At 48.6% G+C, this 17,760-nt stretch carries 15 protein-coding genes; 8 read left to right on the top strand and 7 right to left on the bottom strand.

What is annotated here, in order from left to right; translation table 11 throughout:
• Positions 1-53 precede the first annotated feature (53 nt).
• Both IEX62_RS04875 and IEX62_RS04870 read right to left on the bottom strand, forming a co-directional pair.
• Positions 54-722 (bottom strand): amino acid ABC transporter permease, encoded by a 669-nt coding sequence (locus IEX62_RS04875; protein WP_188774293.1) that lies wholly within the window; start codon positions 720-722, stop codon positions 54-56.
• A 14-nt stretch (positions 723-736) separates the two neighbouring features.
• Entirely contained in the window at positions 737-1,594 is an 858-nt protein-coding gene (locus IEX62_RS04870) for a basic amino acid ABC transporter substrate-binding protein (protein ID WP_229685618.1), read from the bottom strand.
• Between the two features lie 268 nt (positions 1,595-1,862).
• Between IEX62_RS04870 and IEX62_RS04865 the strand changes: the two genes are divergently transcribed.
• From IEX62_RS04865 to IEX62_RS04855, 3 genes are all read left to right on the top strand, one after another.
• Positions 1,863-2,816 (top strand): aminopeptidase, encoded by a 954-nt coding sequence (locus tag IEX62_RS04865; RefSeq protein WP_188774292.1) that lies wholly within the window; start codon positions 1,863-1,865, stop codon positions 2,814-2,816.
• Positions 2,817-2,878: 62 nt separating this feature from the next.
• Entirely contained in the window at positions 2,879-4,417 is a 1,539-nt protein-coding gene (locus IEX62_RS04860; protein WP_188774291.1) for a PucR family transcriptional regulator, read from the top strand.
• Positions 4,418-4,966: 549 nt separating this feature from the next.
• Entirely contained in the window at positions 4,967-6,664 is a 1,698-nt protein-coding gene (locus IEX62_RS04855; protein ID WP_188774290.1) for a methyl-accepting chemotaxis protein, read from the top strand.
• Between the two features lie 286 nt (positions 6,665-6,950).
• Here IEX62_RS04855 and IEX62_RS04850 read toward each other — a convergent pair whose 3' ends face one another.
• On the bottom strand, positions 6,951-7,550 hold the full coding sequence (locus IEX62_RS04850) for an LOG family protein (RefSeq protein ID WP_188774289.1): 600 nt from the start codon (positions 7,548-7,550) through the stop codon (positions 6,951-6,953).
• 820 nt (positions 7,551-8,370) lie between these two features.
• The gene (locus IEX62_RS04845) at positions 8,371-9,090 is read right to left on the bottom strand and encodes a 3-ketoacyl-ACP reductase (RefSeq protein WP_188774288.1); all 720 of its coding nucleotides are present in this window, start codon (positions 9,088-9,090) and stop codon (positions 8,371-8,373) included.
• A gap of 226 nt (positions 9,091-9,316) precedes the next feature.
• On the opposite strand from IEX62_RS04845, the gene IEX62_RS04840 reads away from it, so the two are divergent.
• Together IEX62_RS04840 and IEX62_RS04835 are read left to right on the top strand one after the other, a co-directional pair.
• Complete coding sequence (locus IEX62_RS04840; RefSeq protein ID WP_188774287.1) at positions 9,317-9,802, top strand: hypothetical protein; 486 nt, start codon at positions 9,317-9,319, stop codon at positions 9,800-9,802.
• A 50-nt stretch (positions 9,803-9,852) separates the two neighbouring features.
• Entirely contained in the window at positions 9,853-10,314 is a 462-nt protein-coding gene (locus tag IEX62_RS04835; protein WP_188774286.1) for an NUDIX hydrolase, read from the top strand.
• Positions 10,315-10,524: 210 nt separating this feature from the next.
• Here IEX62_RS04835 and IEX62_RS04830 read toward each other — a convergent pair whose 3' ends face one another.
• Positions 10,525-11,820 carry a homocysteine synthase gene (locus IEX62_RS04830; protein WP_188774285.1) on the bottom strand — a complete coding sequence of 432 codons (1,296 nt, stop codon included), beginning with the start codon at positions 11,818-11,820 and terminating at the stop codon, positions 10,525-10,527.
• Between the two features lie 587 nt (positions 11,821-12,407).
• Positions 12,408-14,696, bottom strand: a complete 2,289-nt coding sequence (locus IEX62_RS04825) for a hypothetical protein (RefSeq protein WP_188774284.1) — start codon at positions 14,694-14,696, stop codon at positions 12,408-12,410.
• Positions 14,697-14,823: 127 nt separating this feature from the next.
• Here IEX62_RS04825 and IEX62_RS04820 point away from each other — a divergent pair, with 127 nt between their 5' ends.
• A complete protein-coding gene (locus IEX62_RS04820) occupies positions 14,824-15,162 on the top strand; it encodes a YrhK family protein (protein WP_188774283.1) in 339 nt (112 codons plus the stop codon).
• 161 nt (positions 15,163-15,323) lie between these two features.
• Here IEX62_RS04820 and IEX62_RS04815 read toward each other — a convergent pair whose 3' ends face one another.
• Positions 15,324-16,265 carry an AraC family transcriptional regulator gene (locus IEX62_RS04815; RefSeq protein WP_229685617.1) on the bottom strand — a complete coding sequence of 314 codons (942 nt, stop codon included), beginning with the start codon at positions 16,263-16,265 and terminating at the stop codon, positions 15,324-15,326.
• A 172-nt stretch (positions 16,266-16,437) separates the two neighbouring features.
• Here IEX62_RS04815 and IEX62_RS04810 point away from each other — a divergent pair, with 172 nt between their 5' ends.
• Entirely contained in the window at positions 16,438-16,707 is a 270-nt protein-coding gene (locus IEX62_RS04810) for an Atu4866 domain-containing protein (RefSeq protein ID WP_188774282.1), read from the top strand.
• Positions 16,708-16,768: 61 nt separating this feature from the next.
• On the top strand, positions 16,769-17,506 hold the full coding sequence (locus tag IEX62_RS04805; RefSeq protein WP_188774584.1) for an SDR family oxidoreductase: 738 nt from the start codon (positions 16,769-16,771) through the stop codon (positions 17,504-17,506).
• The last annotated feature ends 254 nt before the right edge of the window (positions 17,507-17,760 follow it).

The raw sequence follows: 17,760 nt of genomic DNA, 5'->3' as shown, positions 1-17,760 counted from the left end.
TGCATCTACAATGGAACGTACACGATACTTGAACTCTATCTAATCCATCCGACTCAATGCTGCTCCGATTGATTCATCCGCCGCTCCCACCAGCCCAGTAGCTTGCTCAAGGAATAAGTGAGGATCAGATAAATAAGCGCGGCGGTCAGATACGGCTCCCAGATGCGTAGATATTGCCCGCGCATCAGGTTGGCATAATACATCAGTTCCTTGGCGGCAATAATCGTTAGCAGGGAGGAGTCCTTGATCAGCACGATAAACTCATTACCGAATGCAGGGATCATACGTTTAATCGCTTGAGGCAAAATGATATAGCGCATCGTCTGACGGCGATTCATACCCAGCGACAGCGCGGCTTCCGTTTGCCCCTTTTCTACCGATTGAATACCCGCACGGAAAATCTCGGCGCTGTACCCGGCAGAATTGAGGGTTAGTGAAAGAATCGCTGCCACGAGCACGTCTGTCCGATCAATCAGCAGCGGAACAACGCCAAAGTGCACCAGCAAAATCTGCACAAGCAGCGGTGTACCACGGAAAAAGTTAATATAACACGCCGCTGGCAACCGCAGGTACGCATGCCTCGACATGCGCCCAAAGCCAACGATTAGTCCAAGCACCGAGCCTAGCAAAATGCTGACAATGGACACGCCAATTGTCAGCAATGTGCCTTTGAGCAGGAGCGGTATATAGTACAGAATAATATCAATCCGAAAATCGCTCATCGTTGCTGCTCCTTTTAGCCTTTAGCCATCTCTGCTTTCAGATTCGTCAGATCCGGCTCAGTGCCAAACCATTTTTTGTAGATTTCAGCATAGGTGCCATTGTCGATAATCGCCTGAATCGCCGGATCAAGTTTGGCTTTCAGCTCGCTGTCTTTTGGATATAGAATGCCATAGTATTCAGAATTAAAGTTCTTGGAATCGCTGATGCTGACCAGCTTCTTATCCGGGTTGTTTTTAATATATTCGTTAACGATTGCGATGTCCGCAACTACGGCGTCTGCTCCACCATTGTCCAGCTCCAGCAGAGCCAGTGCATTGCTCTCAAAGCGGCTCAGATTGCTGTTGTCCTTGCCCATAATACCGGACATGAGAATATCTGCGGTCGTTCCGTTTTGTACAGCGACTTTTTTATTTTTCAGATCAAGTGCGGATTTGATATCGCTACCTTCTTTGACCATAATCACATTGGTCGATTCAAAATAAGGCAGGGAGAAGGAGTAGCTTTCTTTACGATCAGCAGTAATCGATACCGAGGAAATGCCAGCTTTGTACTCTGTGCCCTGACGTACACTTTCCAGCATCGTATCCCAGCCCGTATTGGTTACTTCATATTTCATCCCCGCTTGCTTCATAACGGCATCCAGGAAATCAATATCAAAGCCCTTCACCTGATCCAGATCCATGAACTCCATCGGTGCATACGAAGCATCTGTAGCAAACTTGATCGGTGTATCATCTGTTGCTGCTGTTTCTGTGCTGCTGCTTTCTCCGCTGGTTGCTGCGGCTGGTGTATCCTGTGGCGGTGGTGCTCCACAGCCAGCTAGCATCGCGAAAATGAGTGTGAACAATAATAACATGAATGGCTTTTTCAAAGTGGTTCCCCCGTTTACTGGATTTTTATAGTCGTAATTTTAACAGCAAATGATAGTAACTACAATGTATATTTATACTTTATGTTATATTATTTAACTTTAATTGTTGTATTTAAATGAAATGAGATTGTATAAAGATACTTATATCGGAAATTTACGTCAGTAAAGTTTACGTTGATCTGGTATTGGAAACTGCTGGACAGCGAAGCATGGACGGTTATGATACACTTAAGAAATGACCTAACCTGAATGTAAAGGATGGAGAACGATGAACGAACAACGAATTGAGATCAGTAAAAATGTGCTGATTGATTGTCTGGGCTTGCAGGCGGGCGAATCGCTTGTCGTGGTGACTGATGATAGTCGTAAGGAGCTGGCAGAGGCGCTGTATGAGGGCGGCAAGCGTCTGGGCGCAGAATCGATGCTGGTTGTAATGCAGGAGCGTAGTCGCTCCGGTGAAGAGCCACCAGCATCCGTTGCTGTCGCAATGATGAACGCTTCGGTGGTCGTATGCGTGACACGTTATTCCTTAACCCATACCGCAGCCCGTAAGCAGGCGGCAGCGGCAGGTGCACGAGTAGCGACGATGCCGGGAATTACCGAGGATATGTTCACTCATGGTGCGATTACGGCAGATTATGCGGAAGTGAAAAGGCTGACAGAGCGGGTAACGGGCTTACTTACAGAAGCTTCCACGGTGCGGATCGAGAAGGGCGGCTACCAGTTTACCTTTTCTATTGAAAATCGGGAAGGTGTACCAAGCACAGGTCTGTATTTGAATCCTGGAGAATCGGGGAATCTGCCTTCAGGTGAAGCCTATATTGCACCGCTGGAAGGCACAGCCTCCGGTCAATTGCTGGCAGACGGCTCTGTAGCAGGTCTGGGTGCGCTGGAACAGCCACTACTGCTGACAGTCGAGCATGGACGACTGGTCGCTGCGGAGGGTGGACTTGGTACTGAGCTGCTAAATATGCTAGGTGATGAGCAGGGACGGATGCTGGGTGAGTTTGGCATCGGGACGAATGATAAGGCGCGTATTACCGGCGTGGTGCTGGAGGATGAGAAGGTGTATGGTACGATCCATGTTGCCTTTGGCAGCAATAATACGTTTGGCGGAACGATTGCCGCAGGCGTACATATCGATATCGTTGTGAAGCAACCGGATGTGTATCTGGATGATCGTCTGATCATGCGTGCTGGAGAATTAGTTGAAGGAAAATAAGTCTGCATCGTGTACTGGATAGCGCAGACTGTAATGAATGGATGTAATGGCGGTGAACCGAAATGACAACAATAGAAATGACCGTACGTGAATTGCTACAGCTGCCGATTATGCAGGGGGCGTCCGTGATTAGCGGTGCACAGGGGCTGAAGCGCGCTGTACAGGGAATCGATATACTAGAGCTGCCCGAACCGGAGCAGGGCGTGAAGCCGGGCATGCTGCTTATGACGAGCGGATATAGCTTACGTGATCAGCCTTCATGGCTAGCACATATGATCCGAACACTGGCTGGACTTGGAGCGGCAGGTCTGGCGATCAAGCCAGATGGCTATTTACCTGTGCTGCCGATGGAGGCGGTTCAGGCGAGTGAGCAATACGGCTTCCCTGTGCTGGAGCTACCGGATGGCACGAATTATGCGGCAATTATTCAAGCGGTGTCAGCGCGTATTGTGAGCCGACAGGCGGTGGCAGAGCAGCATTCAGATGATGTCTACCGTAAGCTGACCGCCATGGTGCTTGAAAATATCGGTATTCAGGCGGTAAATGATCATGTGTCCGGCTTGCTGAAAGCCCCGGTTGCAGTGATTGATAATAGTGGCGCAACGATTGTGGCTTCTCCAGCTGGCTGGGATTATCGTCATGCAATCCATCCGCTACGTCGAACGATTCAGGTGGATCGTCGGAATGTAGCCACCTTGATCGTAGATAAGGAAACGCTCGATACGCTGGAGGAAACGGGCATCGAGCAGGCACGGCTTGTACTGGCACTGGAGCTGATGCGTAACCGAATTATTATGGACACCGGGCATCGGCTGCGGGGCAACTTTATCGACGAGCTGATGACACCACCTACACCACCGCGTCATGAGGTCGAGCAGCGCGGTCGTCAGCTTGGTATGGACCCATCTCAGCTATGGGAGGTTGCCGTAATTGAGGGGCAGACTGCACCAGAAGAAGAATGGATCAGTCAATTGCTGGAGCCGGAAGCAGCTCGCTATGGAGTCCGTCCGCATGTGGAGTTTCGCAGTAATCGTGCGATTCTGTTCCTCCCCACGCCTGCTGCTGCCGATGAGCATGAGGCACGGCGTAAGCAGGAGCTTATTCCGTGGACAACGATTGTAGGCGGCTGGCTGGAGGATCGTCAGGGGATGCTCACTGGATATCGCGCGGGCATTGGACGTCCGACCTGGCTGTGGGATATTCACGAGAGCTACAGTGAGGCAAGGCACTCGCTATCTATTTCCAGCCGCTTGAGTGGCGGTGGTGCGATGACAGCATACAAGGATATTGAGATTTATCATTTGCTGCGTGCAACGGTGGATGAGCGTGGCTTTGGTGAGCTATTTGATCGTAAGCTTGGTAAACTCAAGCAATACGATGAGGAGCATAATAGTGATCTGCTGCGAACGCTATTCTTTTACTTAGAAAGTCGTGGCAGTCTGATGGATACAGCGGCACAGCTATTCATTCATCGCAATTCGGTCAAATATCGGCTGGAGCGTATTCGCGAGATTGCGGGCTTTGATCTGAATGATGCGCATGAGCAGTTTGTATGTCATCTGTGTCTGATCTATTATTATTTGCTAGAGCGTCCGGATTGAGCATTAGATAAGGGCTGTCTAGCTTTAAGCGATTAGATTATACGAACAACAGTAAAGATATGATAGTGAGCGTATGTAATATAGATCGTATGTAATAGGATCAACAGGTCGAATTTTCATGGAGCTTGAAGCATGAAGTTTTCAATGGAATACCAAGATGTACAAAGCAAGAATTTCTAAATAGCGTAGAGAAATGCAACTACGTGATGAACCAGCCTGAACGCCGAGTGATCGGAGGTTTGGGCTTTTTTGTATGTATGTAATTGTACATAGAGCAAGAGAATGGACATACTGGATATGTAGAGGGAGGATTTGCTGAAAATAAATAAATTATTTCATGAAAAAAATCAAAATTTTAACTAAATATATTAACTTAGCGACCACTCTCGTCCGATAAATGAACAGTCAGTCACTTTTACGAACTTATTCAGGCATACATGATGACTGAGGCGATCTGATCGGTCCGCAAAGTGTATTATCGTTCTTCTGCGGCATGCAATCATGATATAGCATTAATAAGACAGGAGAGTTATCGAAGAGATGGGAAAGATGAGTTTTAAGGCTAAGATTATATTATCAGTCTGTCTGGTGATCCTGCTAGGAAGTGGATTGCTGGGCTATTATGCTGTGCAACAGGCAAGTACACAGCTACAACAGGCAGCGCAGAAAAAGCTACAAGGCGATTTGGATACCGGATTGCTGCTATTGGATGCCCTGTATCCCGGGGAATGGTCGATTCAGGGAGAAAAGCTGTATAAAGGCACAACCATAATGAATAATAATATGGAATGGCTGGATACATTCGGTCAAAAGACAGGTGATACCGCCACGCTATTCCAAAATGATACACGCATTGCAACCAATGTAGTGAAGGAAGATGGCAGCCGTGCAGTCGGAACGCAAATTTCCGAAAAGGTCGGTAACATCGTATTGAAGCAGGGTCAATCGTATATGGGCGTAGCTGAAGTGGTCGGTCATACGAATCAGGCAGCCTATGTTCCACTCCAAGATGCATCCGGCCAGATCATTGGGATCTGGTATGTTGGCGTGCCTAATGCACCGTATGAGCAGGCCACTGCACACTTCCGTAATAACATTATGGTGTTCATTGCGATTGAGGTCATTGCTGCGATTCTGGTGATCTGGCTGCTGACCCGTCGCCTGTTGCGTCCGCTCGTTATGATCACCCGTGCAGCAGAGCAGGTTGCAGGCGGTAGCTTGCAGGTGGAATTGCCCAAAGTACAGAGTCGGGACGAGATTGGACGTCTGTCTACTGCCATTCAGGGGATGATGGAAAATCTGGGTTCACTTATGCAGGATATCCGTCAAAATATGTACACAACAGCTAATAGTATTAGTGCGTCTTCGGAGCAGTTCTCACGCTCGCTGGAGGAGATGAGCAGCTCCTACAGTCAGGTCGTGCTGAGTAATAAGGAAATGAACGACAATGCACGTACCGGTCATACGGTCGTCCAGCAATCCGTTCATACCGTGAACTTACTGTCTACTCTGATCTCACAGGCAGCACTGCGAGTAGATGGTGCTGTGCAGGATTCGCAATATACGCAGGAAACGGCGCTGCGTGGTAAAGAAACGATGGAGCAGACGATTCAGGCACTGGAAACCTTCGCTCAGACATCACAGCAAAATGCACAGATCGTAGGTAAGCTACAGGAGTACTCCCAGGAGATTCGCCAGATTGCGGCAACGATCTCTGGTATTGCCCGCTCGACCAATCTGCTTGCCCTTAATGCTTCGATCGAGGCAGCTCGTGCAGGCGAGGCAGGCCGCGGCTTTGCTGTCGTCGCTTCCGAGGTACGTATACTGGCTGAGCAAGCGAGTGAGGGTGCAGGCGCTGTAGAAGATTTTACAAGCAAAATCAGTGATTCCCTCACACAGGCCATCGATATGCTGAATAATGGCCGTACCCAGCTAGAAGAAGGCAGAATTGCTGCCAAATCGTCAGAAGAAGCATTGGAAGCGATCTGGGGCGCGATTGGTACGACATCGGCAAGTATTCAGGAAGTATCGGTAATCGCCAAGCAAAAGGTCGAACATGCGCGCGAGGTGAAGCAGATGCTGAATCAGCTGGAAAGCACAATGGAGCATACGTTAAGTGCTTCGCGTCAGGTGCTGGAGGTATCGGAGACAGCTGCTGGAGAGTTGGAAAATCTGGCAGCAGGCTCAGAGGAGCTGGATGCGATGTCGTCGCAGCTACAGCATGCTGTGTCTCGTGTGCTGACATAATCTATCTTCGCATGACTGCTAGCTATCAATCATGACTGCTGACCATCAATGATGATCAGTTGCTGTGAATGGCGAGGAATGATATCGAAACGCACTCAAAGTACATGATATGCAGGAACAACGATAGGACAGTAATAGATATAGGATAGTAACAGATGATTCAGCATAGAGGGATCATATCATAGCGAAAAAGCGGGCTTCCTCATCATATGAGATGGGGAAGCCCGCTTTATTTTTCAAACGGATGTAGTGCTGAGTCGGCATCAAGGTACAACCTACCGCTGGGCTATTCTAGCTGATCGGCTTGATCGTCCGCTGCTTTCCAGCGCAGATCGGCAGTAGGCGGCAGTTCGTGACTAACCGCCTGAATTAGCTCCTTCGGATCGGTCGATATGAATAAACGCTGCATGCAGCTGGCACCGGTAAAGCCCTCCTGCACACTATGCTGAAGCATCTGGAGCAGTGGCTCATAATACCCGCGAATATTGTACAGGCCAAGCGGCTTATTATGGATGCCAATTTGTGACCAGCACAGCACCTCGAATAGCTCTTCTAATGTGCCCAGACCACCGGGTAACGAGATAAACGCGTCTGCGGTTTGCTGCATCATCGCTTTACGTTCATGCATGCTGCCTACACGAATGAGCTCGGTTAATCCCTGATGCGCACGCTCGCCATGCAACAGACCCTCTGGCATAATACCTATTACCTTACCGCCAGAAGCGAGCGCCGCATCGGCTACTGCACCCATCAAACCTAAGCGTGATCCACCATAGATTAGCTGATAGCCAAGTCCAGCGATATGACTGCCCAGACGTGCAGCCTGCTCCATATAGTCGGGATGATGTCCTGTGCCGGAACCGGCGAATACGCAGATTGATCTCATGCTGTACACTCCTCATCAGGAAATAAATTACAGTAACTTCTACTATACCTGAATTGTGTTTGGAGAGGTAGCTTGGAAGTGATGAATTGTGCAAATTTTAAAGTTTTGCTGGGTGGAGGGAGGGACAGAGTGGTGTTGTGCAATGTTTTGTGGGGGTGTTTGGAAGTATAGAGGCAGGGGCTGAAATACAAAGACATAAGCATATAAAAGAGATGAGAATGTCCAAAGGATATAGTAGGTTTCTTGAATGATTTTAATGTGAAATGGGGGCACCACTCCGGCAAGGAATAAGGGAACGGACTCGGGTGGAGCCGCGGGAATCTTTTGGAATGGGGTGTAAATGAAGATTCCCGCGGCTCCAAAGCTGTAAGATATTTTGCTTCGCAAAAATCACTCTTCATTGAACCCCGTGTTAGAAAATCGCTAACACTGTAAGTCGTCCTTTTCCCTTATTTCCTTGCCTCCGTTCTGTGGTGCTTGCATCATGCTCGTTAATAATTAATACATAACACGGGGGTCAATGGAAAGTGATTTTTATGGGGCAAAATATCTTACTGCTCAAGTATAGTGTTTTTTTAGTAATGACTTCTTTTTTAATCAATTTAGCTATTAAATTGATCTAGCTAGCTATTTAAATAATTCTGTTATATGTAAGCTCTAGCTGAGTTTTTGCTTTCGCAAACGCTCAGCTAGAGCGAAAATACATCGGATTAATTCAGGATCAATCTCATTTGGTAGCTCATATGCCACGAGCGCAAAACTTTAAACTTTTGAGGGGGAGTAGCCGTTAAGTAACAACCTTATAGCTTTTTGATTTTTCTTACTGCGGGTTGTTTGTCCAGATGCCGGCAGATTTTAAGACGACGCGGGAAGGGAGCTTTAAGCCTGCGAGTACGAGCTGGGCTACGTCTTCGGCTTGCATCATGCGGTCTTCATCACCGATCGGTAGACCTGCGTTGACTGCCAGTGGGGTGTTGACGGTGCTTGGTGTTAGGGCAGTTACGCGGATGTTGGATTTGCGTACTTCTTGCATGAGGGCTTCGGTCATGCCGAGCAGGGCGAATTTGGATGCGCAGTAAGCGGAGCCTGTGGCAAAGCCGCGTTCGCCAGCGGTTGAAGCGATATTCACGATATCACCGCTTTGTTGCTCTAGCATACCTGGCAGCAACTCGTGAGTAACATAATACGCGCCCATCAGGTTGACGCGGATGATTTGCTCCCATTGTTCAGGGTCCATGTCGACCATTTTGGCAAATGCGCCTGTACCGGCGTTATTGATCAGAATGTCTACGCGCCCAAGTGAGCTTGCTAGCGAGGAGACAGCAGCACGAACCTCTGTGGAATTGGCGACATCAGCTGTAGCAGTGAATACTTTCACACCGTAACGGCTGCTCAGATCCTGCTGGAGCTGCTCCAGATCGCTAGCCGTACGAGCGAGTAGACCGAGCTGTACGCCCTCGGCAGCGAGTGCTTCTGCGGTTGCTTTACCGATTCCTTTACCTGCACCTGTAATAATTGCGGTCTTGTTTGTCAGTTCCATATGATAAATGCCTCCTGAATATATAAGTTCGCAAACGGGTCATGCCCGCGCCTGATTATTATACTACTTATCCGGATTGCAAAAAATGGTTTCGTTTTCTGAACAAAAGGGTAAACTATTAGGTTACATAATCCGACATATTCCTGTATAATGGTTTGAATGTTGTTCTGTTGAGAAGTGTTACAAACATGAATAACGCAGAACCAAATTTCAGGAAAGTGTAGGGATGCCCGTGAACCAGCGTCATGTTAAAACCACCATTGAGACCTTGCTTCATCGTGCCAGCAGTGATGTTCGGGTTCGCACCAGAAAGAAATTTCCCGGTTCGCGTTCAGTCGGCGGCAAATTTTCAATGGGCAGCCGGATGATTACCCTGTACTTGCAAGAGATCGAAGAGCAATGCTTTCAGATTTTCGGCTCACTTCGTTCGGTAGATGACTATGTGATGATTATTTTGGCGCACGAGATGGGTCATGCGCACGATCCGTTGCTTGAGGAGCTATCGGATGAGCTGGATGGCTGTGAAGAGCCACTGGCGGCGGCACGACTCGCTCTGCGAATTGAACAAAATGCTTGGGATTATGCGTCCGAGCTAATTCCTGAGGTCGATCGCTTTGTATTTGAGAAAATTGTAGAATGCTCGCTCGAAGCCTACCATGAACGAATCCAAGCAGCAACAACCGCCAGCGGCGAGCTTGAAGTGATTGCTTGAATCGCCTACAATGACCGTATGATGACTCGTATAACGAACGGGAGGTACGGATGGCTAACTATATCGGATGGATACGTTCCAAAACAGGCACCGCCAAAATTTTCACGAATTTTGCCGGTGCCCTTATTGTAAATGAGCAGGGACAGCTTTTATTGCAAAAGCGTCAGGATAACGGACAATGGGGCTTCCCCGGCGGCGCTATGGAGCTAGGCGAATCCGCTGAGCAAACTGTACTGCGCGAGGTGCTGGAGGAAACAGGCTATATCGTCGAGGTTGATTATTTACAGGGCGTATACACGCGCTATGACTATACATATCCCAATGGGGATGAAGCACAAACGATGCTGACCGCCTTTGTCTGCCAGATCGTCGGTGGCGAACCGCTGACTGCGAACGAGGAGACAAAGGAGCTGCGCTTTTTCGCACCGGAAGATGCACCGCCCTTATTTAATCAGCAAAATGTCGATATGCTGGCTGATTTTGTAGCAGGGCGACGCGGTGTATATCGTTGATAATGAATAAGTTCGATGTTTGATAGCAGAAGGATCACAGCCAAGCTGCTTTTTTATTAAGGCCAGCCGTATATAGATAATCTCAACATAAAAAGGCGCTGATATCACATCAGCGCCTTTTTTTCGTTTCCAGCAATTCTAGAAAGTATTCTCTCGCTATCATGTCTGAAAAGTACAGGCTCGAATCAGAGCATCAAGCTATTCCATAGTTCACCCCTGCTGACTCGCAGCAATCGCCTGCTCCAGATCGCCAAGCAGATCACGAATATTCTCCGTCCCTACCGACAAACGAATCAGCTCTGGATTCACGCCAGCGGTCAGCTGCTGCTCTTCCGTCAGCTGCTGATGTGTCGTGCTGGCAGGATGGATAATTAGCGACTTGGAATCTCCGACATTGGCAAGGTGAGAGAACAGCTTCACATTACCGATCAGCTTACGTCCAGCCTCAGCACCGCCACGAATACCAAATGTTAAAATGGCACCTGTCCCCTTAGGCAGATACTTTTGTGCCAGCTCATGCGATGCATGACTGCTCAGTCCCGGATAGCTCACCCACTCCACATCGGCATGCTGCTCCAAATATTGCGCCACCTGCAAAGCATTTTCACTATGACGCTCCATACGCAGATGCAGTGTCTCCAGCCCTTGTAGCAATAGCCATGCGTTGAATGGAGAGATCGGTGCGCCCAGATCGCGCATGAGCTGCACGCGCGCTTTGATAATATACGCTAGTGGTCCAAGTGCATCCGTGTACACCAGACCGTGATAGCTTGGATCAGGCTGTGTCAGACCTGGGAATTTATCATTTTGTGTCCAGTCAAATGTACCGCCATCGACGATAATACCACCGATTGATGTACCATGACCACCGATGAATTTGGTAGCTGAATGTACGACGATATCTGCACCATGCTCAATCGGACGCAGCAAGTATGGACTTGGGAACGTGTTGTCGACGATCAGTGGAATACCATGCTCATGCGCGATGGCAGCAACCGCTTCAATATCCAGCACGTTACCGCCCGGATTGCCTACCGTTTCGGCATATAATGCTTTGGTGCGCTCATTAATCGCTGCACGGAAATTCTCAGGTTGATCTGAATTGACGAAGGCGACTTCAATGCCCAGCTTGGGTAATGTATTCGCAAATAAATTATATGTACCACCATACAGGCTTGATGCCGATACGATATGATCGCCTGCGCCTGCAATGTTGAGAATGGAAAACGTAATCGCTGCCTGACCAGATGCTGTTGCCAGTGCGCCTACGCCACCTTCCAGTGCAGCAAGACGTTTTTCCAGTACGTCTGTCGTCGGATTCATCAGACGCGTATAAATATTGCCAAATTCCTTCAGTGCAAATAGATTCGCTGCATGCTCACTATCTCGAAAGCCATAAGAGGACGTTTGATACAACGGTACAGCACGAGAAAAGGTCGTCGGATCAATCTCCTGTCCAGCATGAATTGCGAGCGTTTCCAGTAAATAAGGGTTAGGTTCAGTCATCGTCATTCTCCTTTGTATGGGTCAAAATCATAGCGCCATGTATGACATGATCCAACCGGTTATATGGTGATGCTGTCATGTGGTGTCAGCGGTTGAATTGAAACTATTCTCGCACGAGCGAATCGACTATTCAATAACTAAATTGGGATTTGTGGAATATTCTATAACTGATAGAAAATCCAAATGGTTGGGGGGAGCTTCTATATCCAGGGTGTATGCGCAGATTTATGGGATGGAGCAGGTACCACTCCGGGAAGGAATAAGGGAGCGGGCTCCGGTCTCGCACAGAAATCTACTGGATAAGGAGTGAATGTAGATTCCCGTGCTCAAAAGTCGCCCTTATCCCTTATTTCCTTCCCCTCGTTCCGTGCTGCTGATATACATAAGTGGTGTACATGCTTTGGATATAAAAGCGTTGGTGGAAGAAGTAATGGGAATATGTAAGATAGATACATAAAGCGAATGTATAAAATAAATATACAAAATAAATACGCAGCCGGTTTATCAGGATACCGGCTGCGTATGGAGAGTTGAATGATATAGATGAGTACATTCTGTGTTGCTAATTGCCTGGAAAAGGGATGGTTTTAATCATTTTTCTTTGCAGGTTCTGCGTATTCAGCAAATGCTTTTTGTAGGATGTCGTAGCTTTTCTTTTTGCGTTCATGGGTTACGGGCTCATTCCAGGATTGCCAGGTGTAGCTGCCGAATTGTGGGGCCTGGGCAGTGGCGGAGCTGGATTTGGCGACTACAACTGGGCTGGCTTTGACGGCATCGACGGTCTGTGGAGCGATGCCCTTGGCTTTGTATGGATTCTCCCATGCCATATGACTGCTTGGGTCCATGAAGCCGAGCAGCATCCAGGGAATTGCCATCTCGATCACATTGTCTTTGACATAAAAGTCGGACAGATTGTTGAAGTCCGGGCTGTTCGGATCGTTGATGCCATAATGCAGCTTGCCCACTTCAAGCTCCTCGAACGGCATCGTTACTTTCGTTTGTGGCAGATATAATTGGCGATTGAGCGCGAGCTTCCACGGAAGGAAGTAGCCTTTCGTGCCGTCTGCATATTTCGCATCATACGGAATCTCCTTGCGGCTATATCCATACAGGTACGTATGCTGATCGTAGGCGCTATTGATATAGATATGACCGCCTTTATCTGAGGCTTCCCCAATACTTAGCAGGAATCCGATCGGACCAGGGAAGGTGATGGCTGGTGCTTTGTCCGCAGTCACACTACCATCGCCAGTTGTCTGGAAGCCGACATACAATTGATCCTTATCTAGATCCCAATTGCCGTTTTTCTTTTCCAGCTTCACGTACAGATTCGCGGCATCGTGAGACATCTGCATCGTCATATCTGGATAATCGGTCGTGGCTACATCCGGGCGCTTTGCCCAATCCTCGGTTTTGCCATCCAGATGAATCATATCGTCTACACTGGCGTCGGGCTCTACGGCAATGACACCGAAGTGCTCCTCATTTGTCAGACGATTACGCCACATTGCGCGGCGGTCGGCAGGCTCCATATCGATCGTATTCCAGGTGAATTTGAACCATTCATCCTGCCACTCGAATAATAGCGCGCCATCCAGACCTTCATCATAAATGTCCTTGAGCAGTCCAGCATCCAGCGTGCCCTGTTCCTGCTCGGTATGCATGCCCTGATTACGTCCGTTCGGGCCATAATGCGCCATCCCGCGCGAGCTTGGCATTCCGTACTCGGCAACGATTAGCGGTATCCCTTTATGATGCTTACGCATTGCATTTAGATAGCCTGCGTAGGCGCTGCTTGTACCATCGGCTTTTTTGAATGTTTTGTATTCCGGCTGCTGACGCAGTAGATCTGGATAATACGGATAAATATGATACGAAGAGAAATACCCGGCTGTCCAGCTATCCTTAACTGGCTGAATATTCATCGGATCAACGGATACCAGATCCTCTTGCTCCAGCGGTTCATTAGGATGAGAGAGCGGATCAGTTGTTACCCAGTTTGTAAAGGACATCGGATGCTGCCATCCGTATTTCATATCCGCCTCAGCAGCTACGTCCAGCATACTGGCAACCCAGCTTTCAAAGGCGGTAGCGTCCGATGCTGCACTAAAATATTTACCCTTATACGGAGGCTGATTCGGATGCGCCTTATCTGTCACATCAACAGCAAATGGGTACCACTCCGTTCCGACTACCCAGCCCAGTAGGTAGGGAGAGACATCGGCTGTAAATGTACCATGTGCATGGCCTTGCTTGTCCGCAATGGTTACTTTGCCATGGATTGCGCCGACAGCGTCCTGAATCTCCTGCTTGAATGCCGCGGTGATCTCGGGCGTGTACGCATCGCGTCCTTTGCCATCCTCACCGATGAGTTCTTCCTCTGGCGACCACACACCCTGCATCAGGTACAATGGCTCTTTTTGCGTTGCATTGAATTCCTGCAAGGCTTCATAGAAATAAGGTGGCAAAATCGTATAAATACGCAGCACACGAATATTCATCGCCTTCATCTCAGGAAACCAGCGTAAATAATCTTCCTTCGTTGGGCTCAGCTCACCTGGATAATGTCCGGGTGTGGTCGCGCCCAGGTTCATGCCTGCCCAGAAGGACGGCTGCCAGCTTTTGCCGTCATACGTTGCCAGCTGTTCGCCTACGACGGCGGACGTGCGCTTGATGCCGTCCTTTTCTGCAATCGGCAGCGTATATGCAGGTGCTTCTGTCGCGGAGCCACCTGGCTTATTTGCTAACGAGAACCATCCTCCTATACTTCCGCGTACTAGCAAAAACGAACCGATAGCGATTACAACAACAGCAATGATAATGGTAACAATAAGGGGGACACGAGAGCGTCGATGGGCTTGTCTTCGGGATCGCATAGCTTCATCCTTTTTCATGTTATGGGATAAATAGTATATTCATAGATTAAACAGTTATTACTAATTTGACAAATGCTGTTATAGCTTCGCTTATAGCGGGTAAGTGCCACAAAGGGAGGGCTGCATCATGAATAAACAACAACTAGAAGCGAAACCAACTCCAGAAAAGAAACGGAAAATCTGTATTCGTCGTCCAGATTCCTATAAGCTCGCCATCGAATTCAAGCGTCGCCGGATCGTAGCAAGTAACCGCTATGAGATGGTAAGTGTGCTGAACGATATCATTACAACGATCTGTTTTCTGATCGGCAGTTATTTCTTTTTTCATAAGCAAACGGAAACGGGAACGATCATGTTTATTATCGGTAATGCCAACACGCTATTTAGAGCAATCATTCGATTGGTACGCAAAATTCATATCGAATGGATTCAAAATGAATCCTCAGAAACTGTGCATTTGAAGTGACATGTCACATCATACAGCTCGAAACGAAGTGATACAGCAATCACACTACATGTAGAATCAATAAAGAATGGAAACGCAGGGGGTAAAGCCCCTATTTTTTGGACAGTTAAAAAAGCCCTATCCAGTAAACTGACGTCGGTACTCTATCGGCGTCAGTTTCTTTAATTTTCCACGGCTACTTGAGCTTCGGTTCGTGTTCGTAATTGACGAATATCGCTCAGTGGCGGACGTCCGAATAAACGTGCATATTCCCGATTGAATTGCGACGGGCTTTCATATCCGACACGAAAAGCAGCTTCTGCTGCCTGAACCGGCTCGCTGAGTAGTATCTGGCGCGCCTCCTGCAACCGGATTTGCTTTTGAAATTGTAGTGGGCTCATCGCTGTGACCTCACGGAAGTGACGATGCAGGGAGGAGGAGCTCATGCCTGCTTCGCTTGCCAGCTCCTCGATCCGTAGCGGTTCATGATAGCTTTCGCGTATGCGGCGAATCACCTCAGCGATCGAAGCGGCATGCCCTGCACCCGGTGCCATCTGCCTCAGCACAGCGCCCTGACCATCCTGTAGGGCACGATATAGAATCTCGCGTGCTGCCATCGGAGCTAATACGTCTATATCCTCTGGCGTGTCCAGCAGGCGCACAAGGCGCAGAAACGCATCCAGCATGCCCGGTGTTGCCTGGCTCACATATAAGCCGCGTGCCGCCGTTCCTCGAGCTGTACGCTCATGCTCCTTGTTCTGAATAAACTCCACCACCTGCTGAGGATCGATCTGTAGCCGAACAGCAAGATAGGGATGCTCCTCTAACGCCTCGCTCACCTGACCCGAGATCGGCAGATCCACTGATACGGCAAAATATTGAGAAGGCCCATAGCGATAAGCCTCATCGCCTAACATCACAAGCTTGCTGCCTTGGGCAACAAGACAGATGGACGGTTCATAGACAGTATAGACGGGAACAGCAACCTCCGTATTGCGAATGAGTGATAATGGGGTGAAGTCGGTTGAGTACGTACCATCACTTGTACAGAATTGGGCAATCAACCTAGCAAGCTCATCCAGCTGCTCCATCGTTCGTTTATCCGCTGTAGCTGTTGATTTCACAGGAATCCTCCTTTAATAGATCGCATTCCACTTTTCCCTTATTATATATCCCTCATGTGTCGCTGCGAATAGACTTGCGCGAAATAGGCAATTTTTTGCGTCGATCGTTCTACCTCCTTATACGGCATAGGGGTCATACTGAATAAGAACCCGAACAAGAGGAGGAATCAGCATGAATGCAGGACAGAAGCCGAATGGACTTGAAGCAGCACACGACTATGTAGGGATGTGGGTGACCGCAGATGGCGTCATAAGGCAGGAGCTGCTACCGAATGGACGTTATGATGAAGCCCGTGGCCATCGTGCCAGTGCGTATACAGGAAGCTATAGCATCAAGGGCAATCATATTGATTATGTGGATGATACAGGCTTTACCGCAGATGGGGAGTTTCAGGGCGATGTGTTATACCACGGCGGCATGATTTTTTACCGACAAAAATAATTCAGGCTTTGTTGATAACTAAACCTTTAGAGGAGGAACAAGTATGAATACACAACAACCTATGCATGGAATGGAAGGCAAAGTAGTCTTGATTACAGGAGCAAGCAGCGGGATCGGAGAAGCAACTGCACGCTTGCTAGCAGCGCGCGGAGCAAAGGTTATGCTTGGCGCAAGACGGGTGGAACGGCTGGAGGCGCTAACGACGCAGATTCGTGAGGAGGGTGGAACAGCCGAATATCTTGCGCTGGATGTAACGGATTGCGATCAGATGGAAGCCTTTGTACAGACGGCAGTAGAGAAGCTAGGGCGTGTCGATGTGATCGTGAATAATGCAGGTGTGATGCCGTTATCCAATCTGGAGGAACGCAAGATCGATGAATGGAATCGGATGATCGATGTGAATATTCGCGGTGTGCTACACGGGATCGCAGCATGTCTGCCTGTGATGCGCAGTCAGGGAGGCGGACAATTCATTAATGTCGCGTCCATCGGTGCATATGAGGTGACACCAACTGCCTCTGTATACTGTGCAACCAAATACGCAGTACGAGCGATCTCTGAGGGATTGCGTTTGGAAACCGAACGTGAAATTCGCGTAACCCTCATCTCGCCAGGCGTAACGGAATCTGAGTTGGCAGATACGATCTCAGATGAGCATGCTCGTGCAGCGATGCGAGAATATCGCCGTATTGCCTTGCCTTCTCAAGCGATCGCTGAAGCAATTGCCTATGCGATTGCCCAGCCTGAGGGTGTCGATGTGAACGAAATGGTGGTACGTCCTGCGAAGGCGAGTAGCTAAACATAGAGACAAAATGCACTCGATGATAAGTATACAAATAGCCCGGCAACATAGCACAAAAAGCTCGGACACATGCATCGTACATGTCCGAGCTTTTCGTTTACGACAGGCTCTGTAGCAAGCCGCCCTGTATTTCGCAGTTTGGCGAGATCAGGATGGTTATTGTACATCATGATCTAGCAATAGTACCTATCACATGCGAATGCTATGTTCTACAGACGCTGTGCATGATGCATTCCATGCAGGAGCTCAAG

This window comes from Paenibacillus hunanensis (assembly GCF_014645615.1).
Lineage (GTDB): Bacteria > Bacillota > Bacilli > Paenibacillales > Paenibacillaceae > Saccharibacillus > Saccharibacillus hunanensis.
This window is presented reverse-complemented; position numbering and strand designations above follow the sequence as displayed.

Excerpts from the sequence above, each read along its gene's own strand:
- IEX62_RS04820 (WP_188774283.1), top strand. The coding sequence starts at position 14,824 with ATGAATAAACAACAACTAGAAGCGAAACCAACTCCAGAAAAGAAACGG.
- IEX62_RS04805 (WP_188774584.1), top strand. The coding sequence starts at position 16,769 with ATGCATGGAATGGAAGGCAAAGTAGTCTTGATTACAGGAGCAAGCAGC.
- IEX62_RS04830 (WP_188774285.1), bottom strand. The coding sequence starts at position 11,820 with ATGACTGAACCTAACCCTTATTTACTGGAAACGCTCGCAATTCATGCT.
- IEX62_RS04850 (WP_188774289.1), bottom strand. The coding sequence starts at position 7,550 with ATGAGATCAATCTGCGTATTCGCCGGTTCCGGCACAGGACATCATCCC.
- IEX62_RS04860 (WP_188774291.1), top strand. The coding sequence starts at position 2,879 with ATGACAACAATAGAAATGACCGTACGTGAATTGCTACAGCTGCCGATT.
- IEX62_RS04810 (WP_188774282.1), top strand. The coding sequence starts at position 16,438 with ATGAATGCAGGACAGAAGCCGAATGGACTTGAAGCAGCACACGACTAT.
- IEX62_RS04845 (WP_188774288.1), bottom strand. The coding sequence starts at position 9,090 with ATGGAACTGACAAACAAGACCGCAATTATTACAGGTGCAGGTAAAGGA.
- IEX62_RS04825 (WP_188774284.1), bottom strand. The coding sequence starts at position 14,696 with ATGCGATCCCGAAGACAAGCCCATCGACGCTCTCGTGTCCCCCTTATT.
- IEX62_RS04855 (WP_188774290.1), top strand. The coding sequence starts at position 4,967 with ATGAGTTTTAAGGCTAAGATTATATTATCAGTCTGTCTGGTGATCCTG.
- IEX62_RS04840 (WP_188774287.1), top strand. The coding sequence starts at position 9,317 with ATGCCCGTGAACCAGCGTCATGTTAAAACCACCATTGAGACCTTGCTT.
- IEX62_RS04835 (WP_188774286.1), top strand. The coding sequence starts at position 9,853 with ATGGCTAACTATATCGGATGGATACGTTCCAAAACAGGCACCGCCAAA.
- IEX62_RS04875 (WP_188774293.1), bottom strand. The coding sequence starts at position 722 with ATGAGCGATTTTCGGATTGATATTATTCTGTACTATATACCGCTCCTG.
- IEX62_RS04865 (WP_188774292.1), top strand. The coding sequence starts at position 1,863 with ATGAACGAACAACGAATTGAGATCAGTAAAAATGTGCTGATTGATTGT.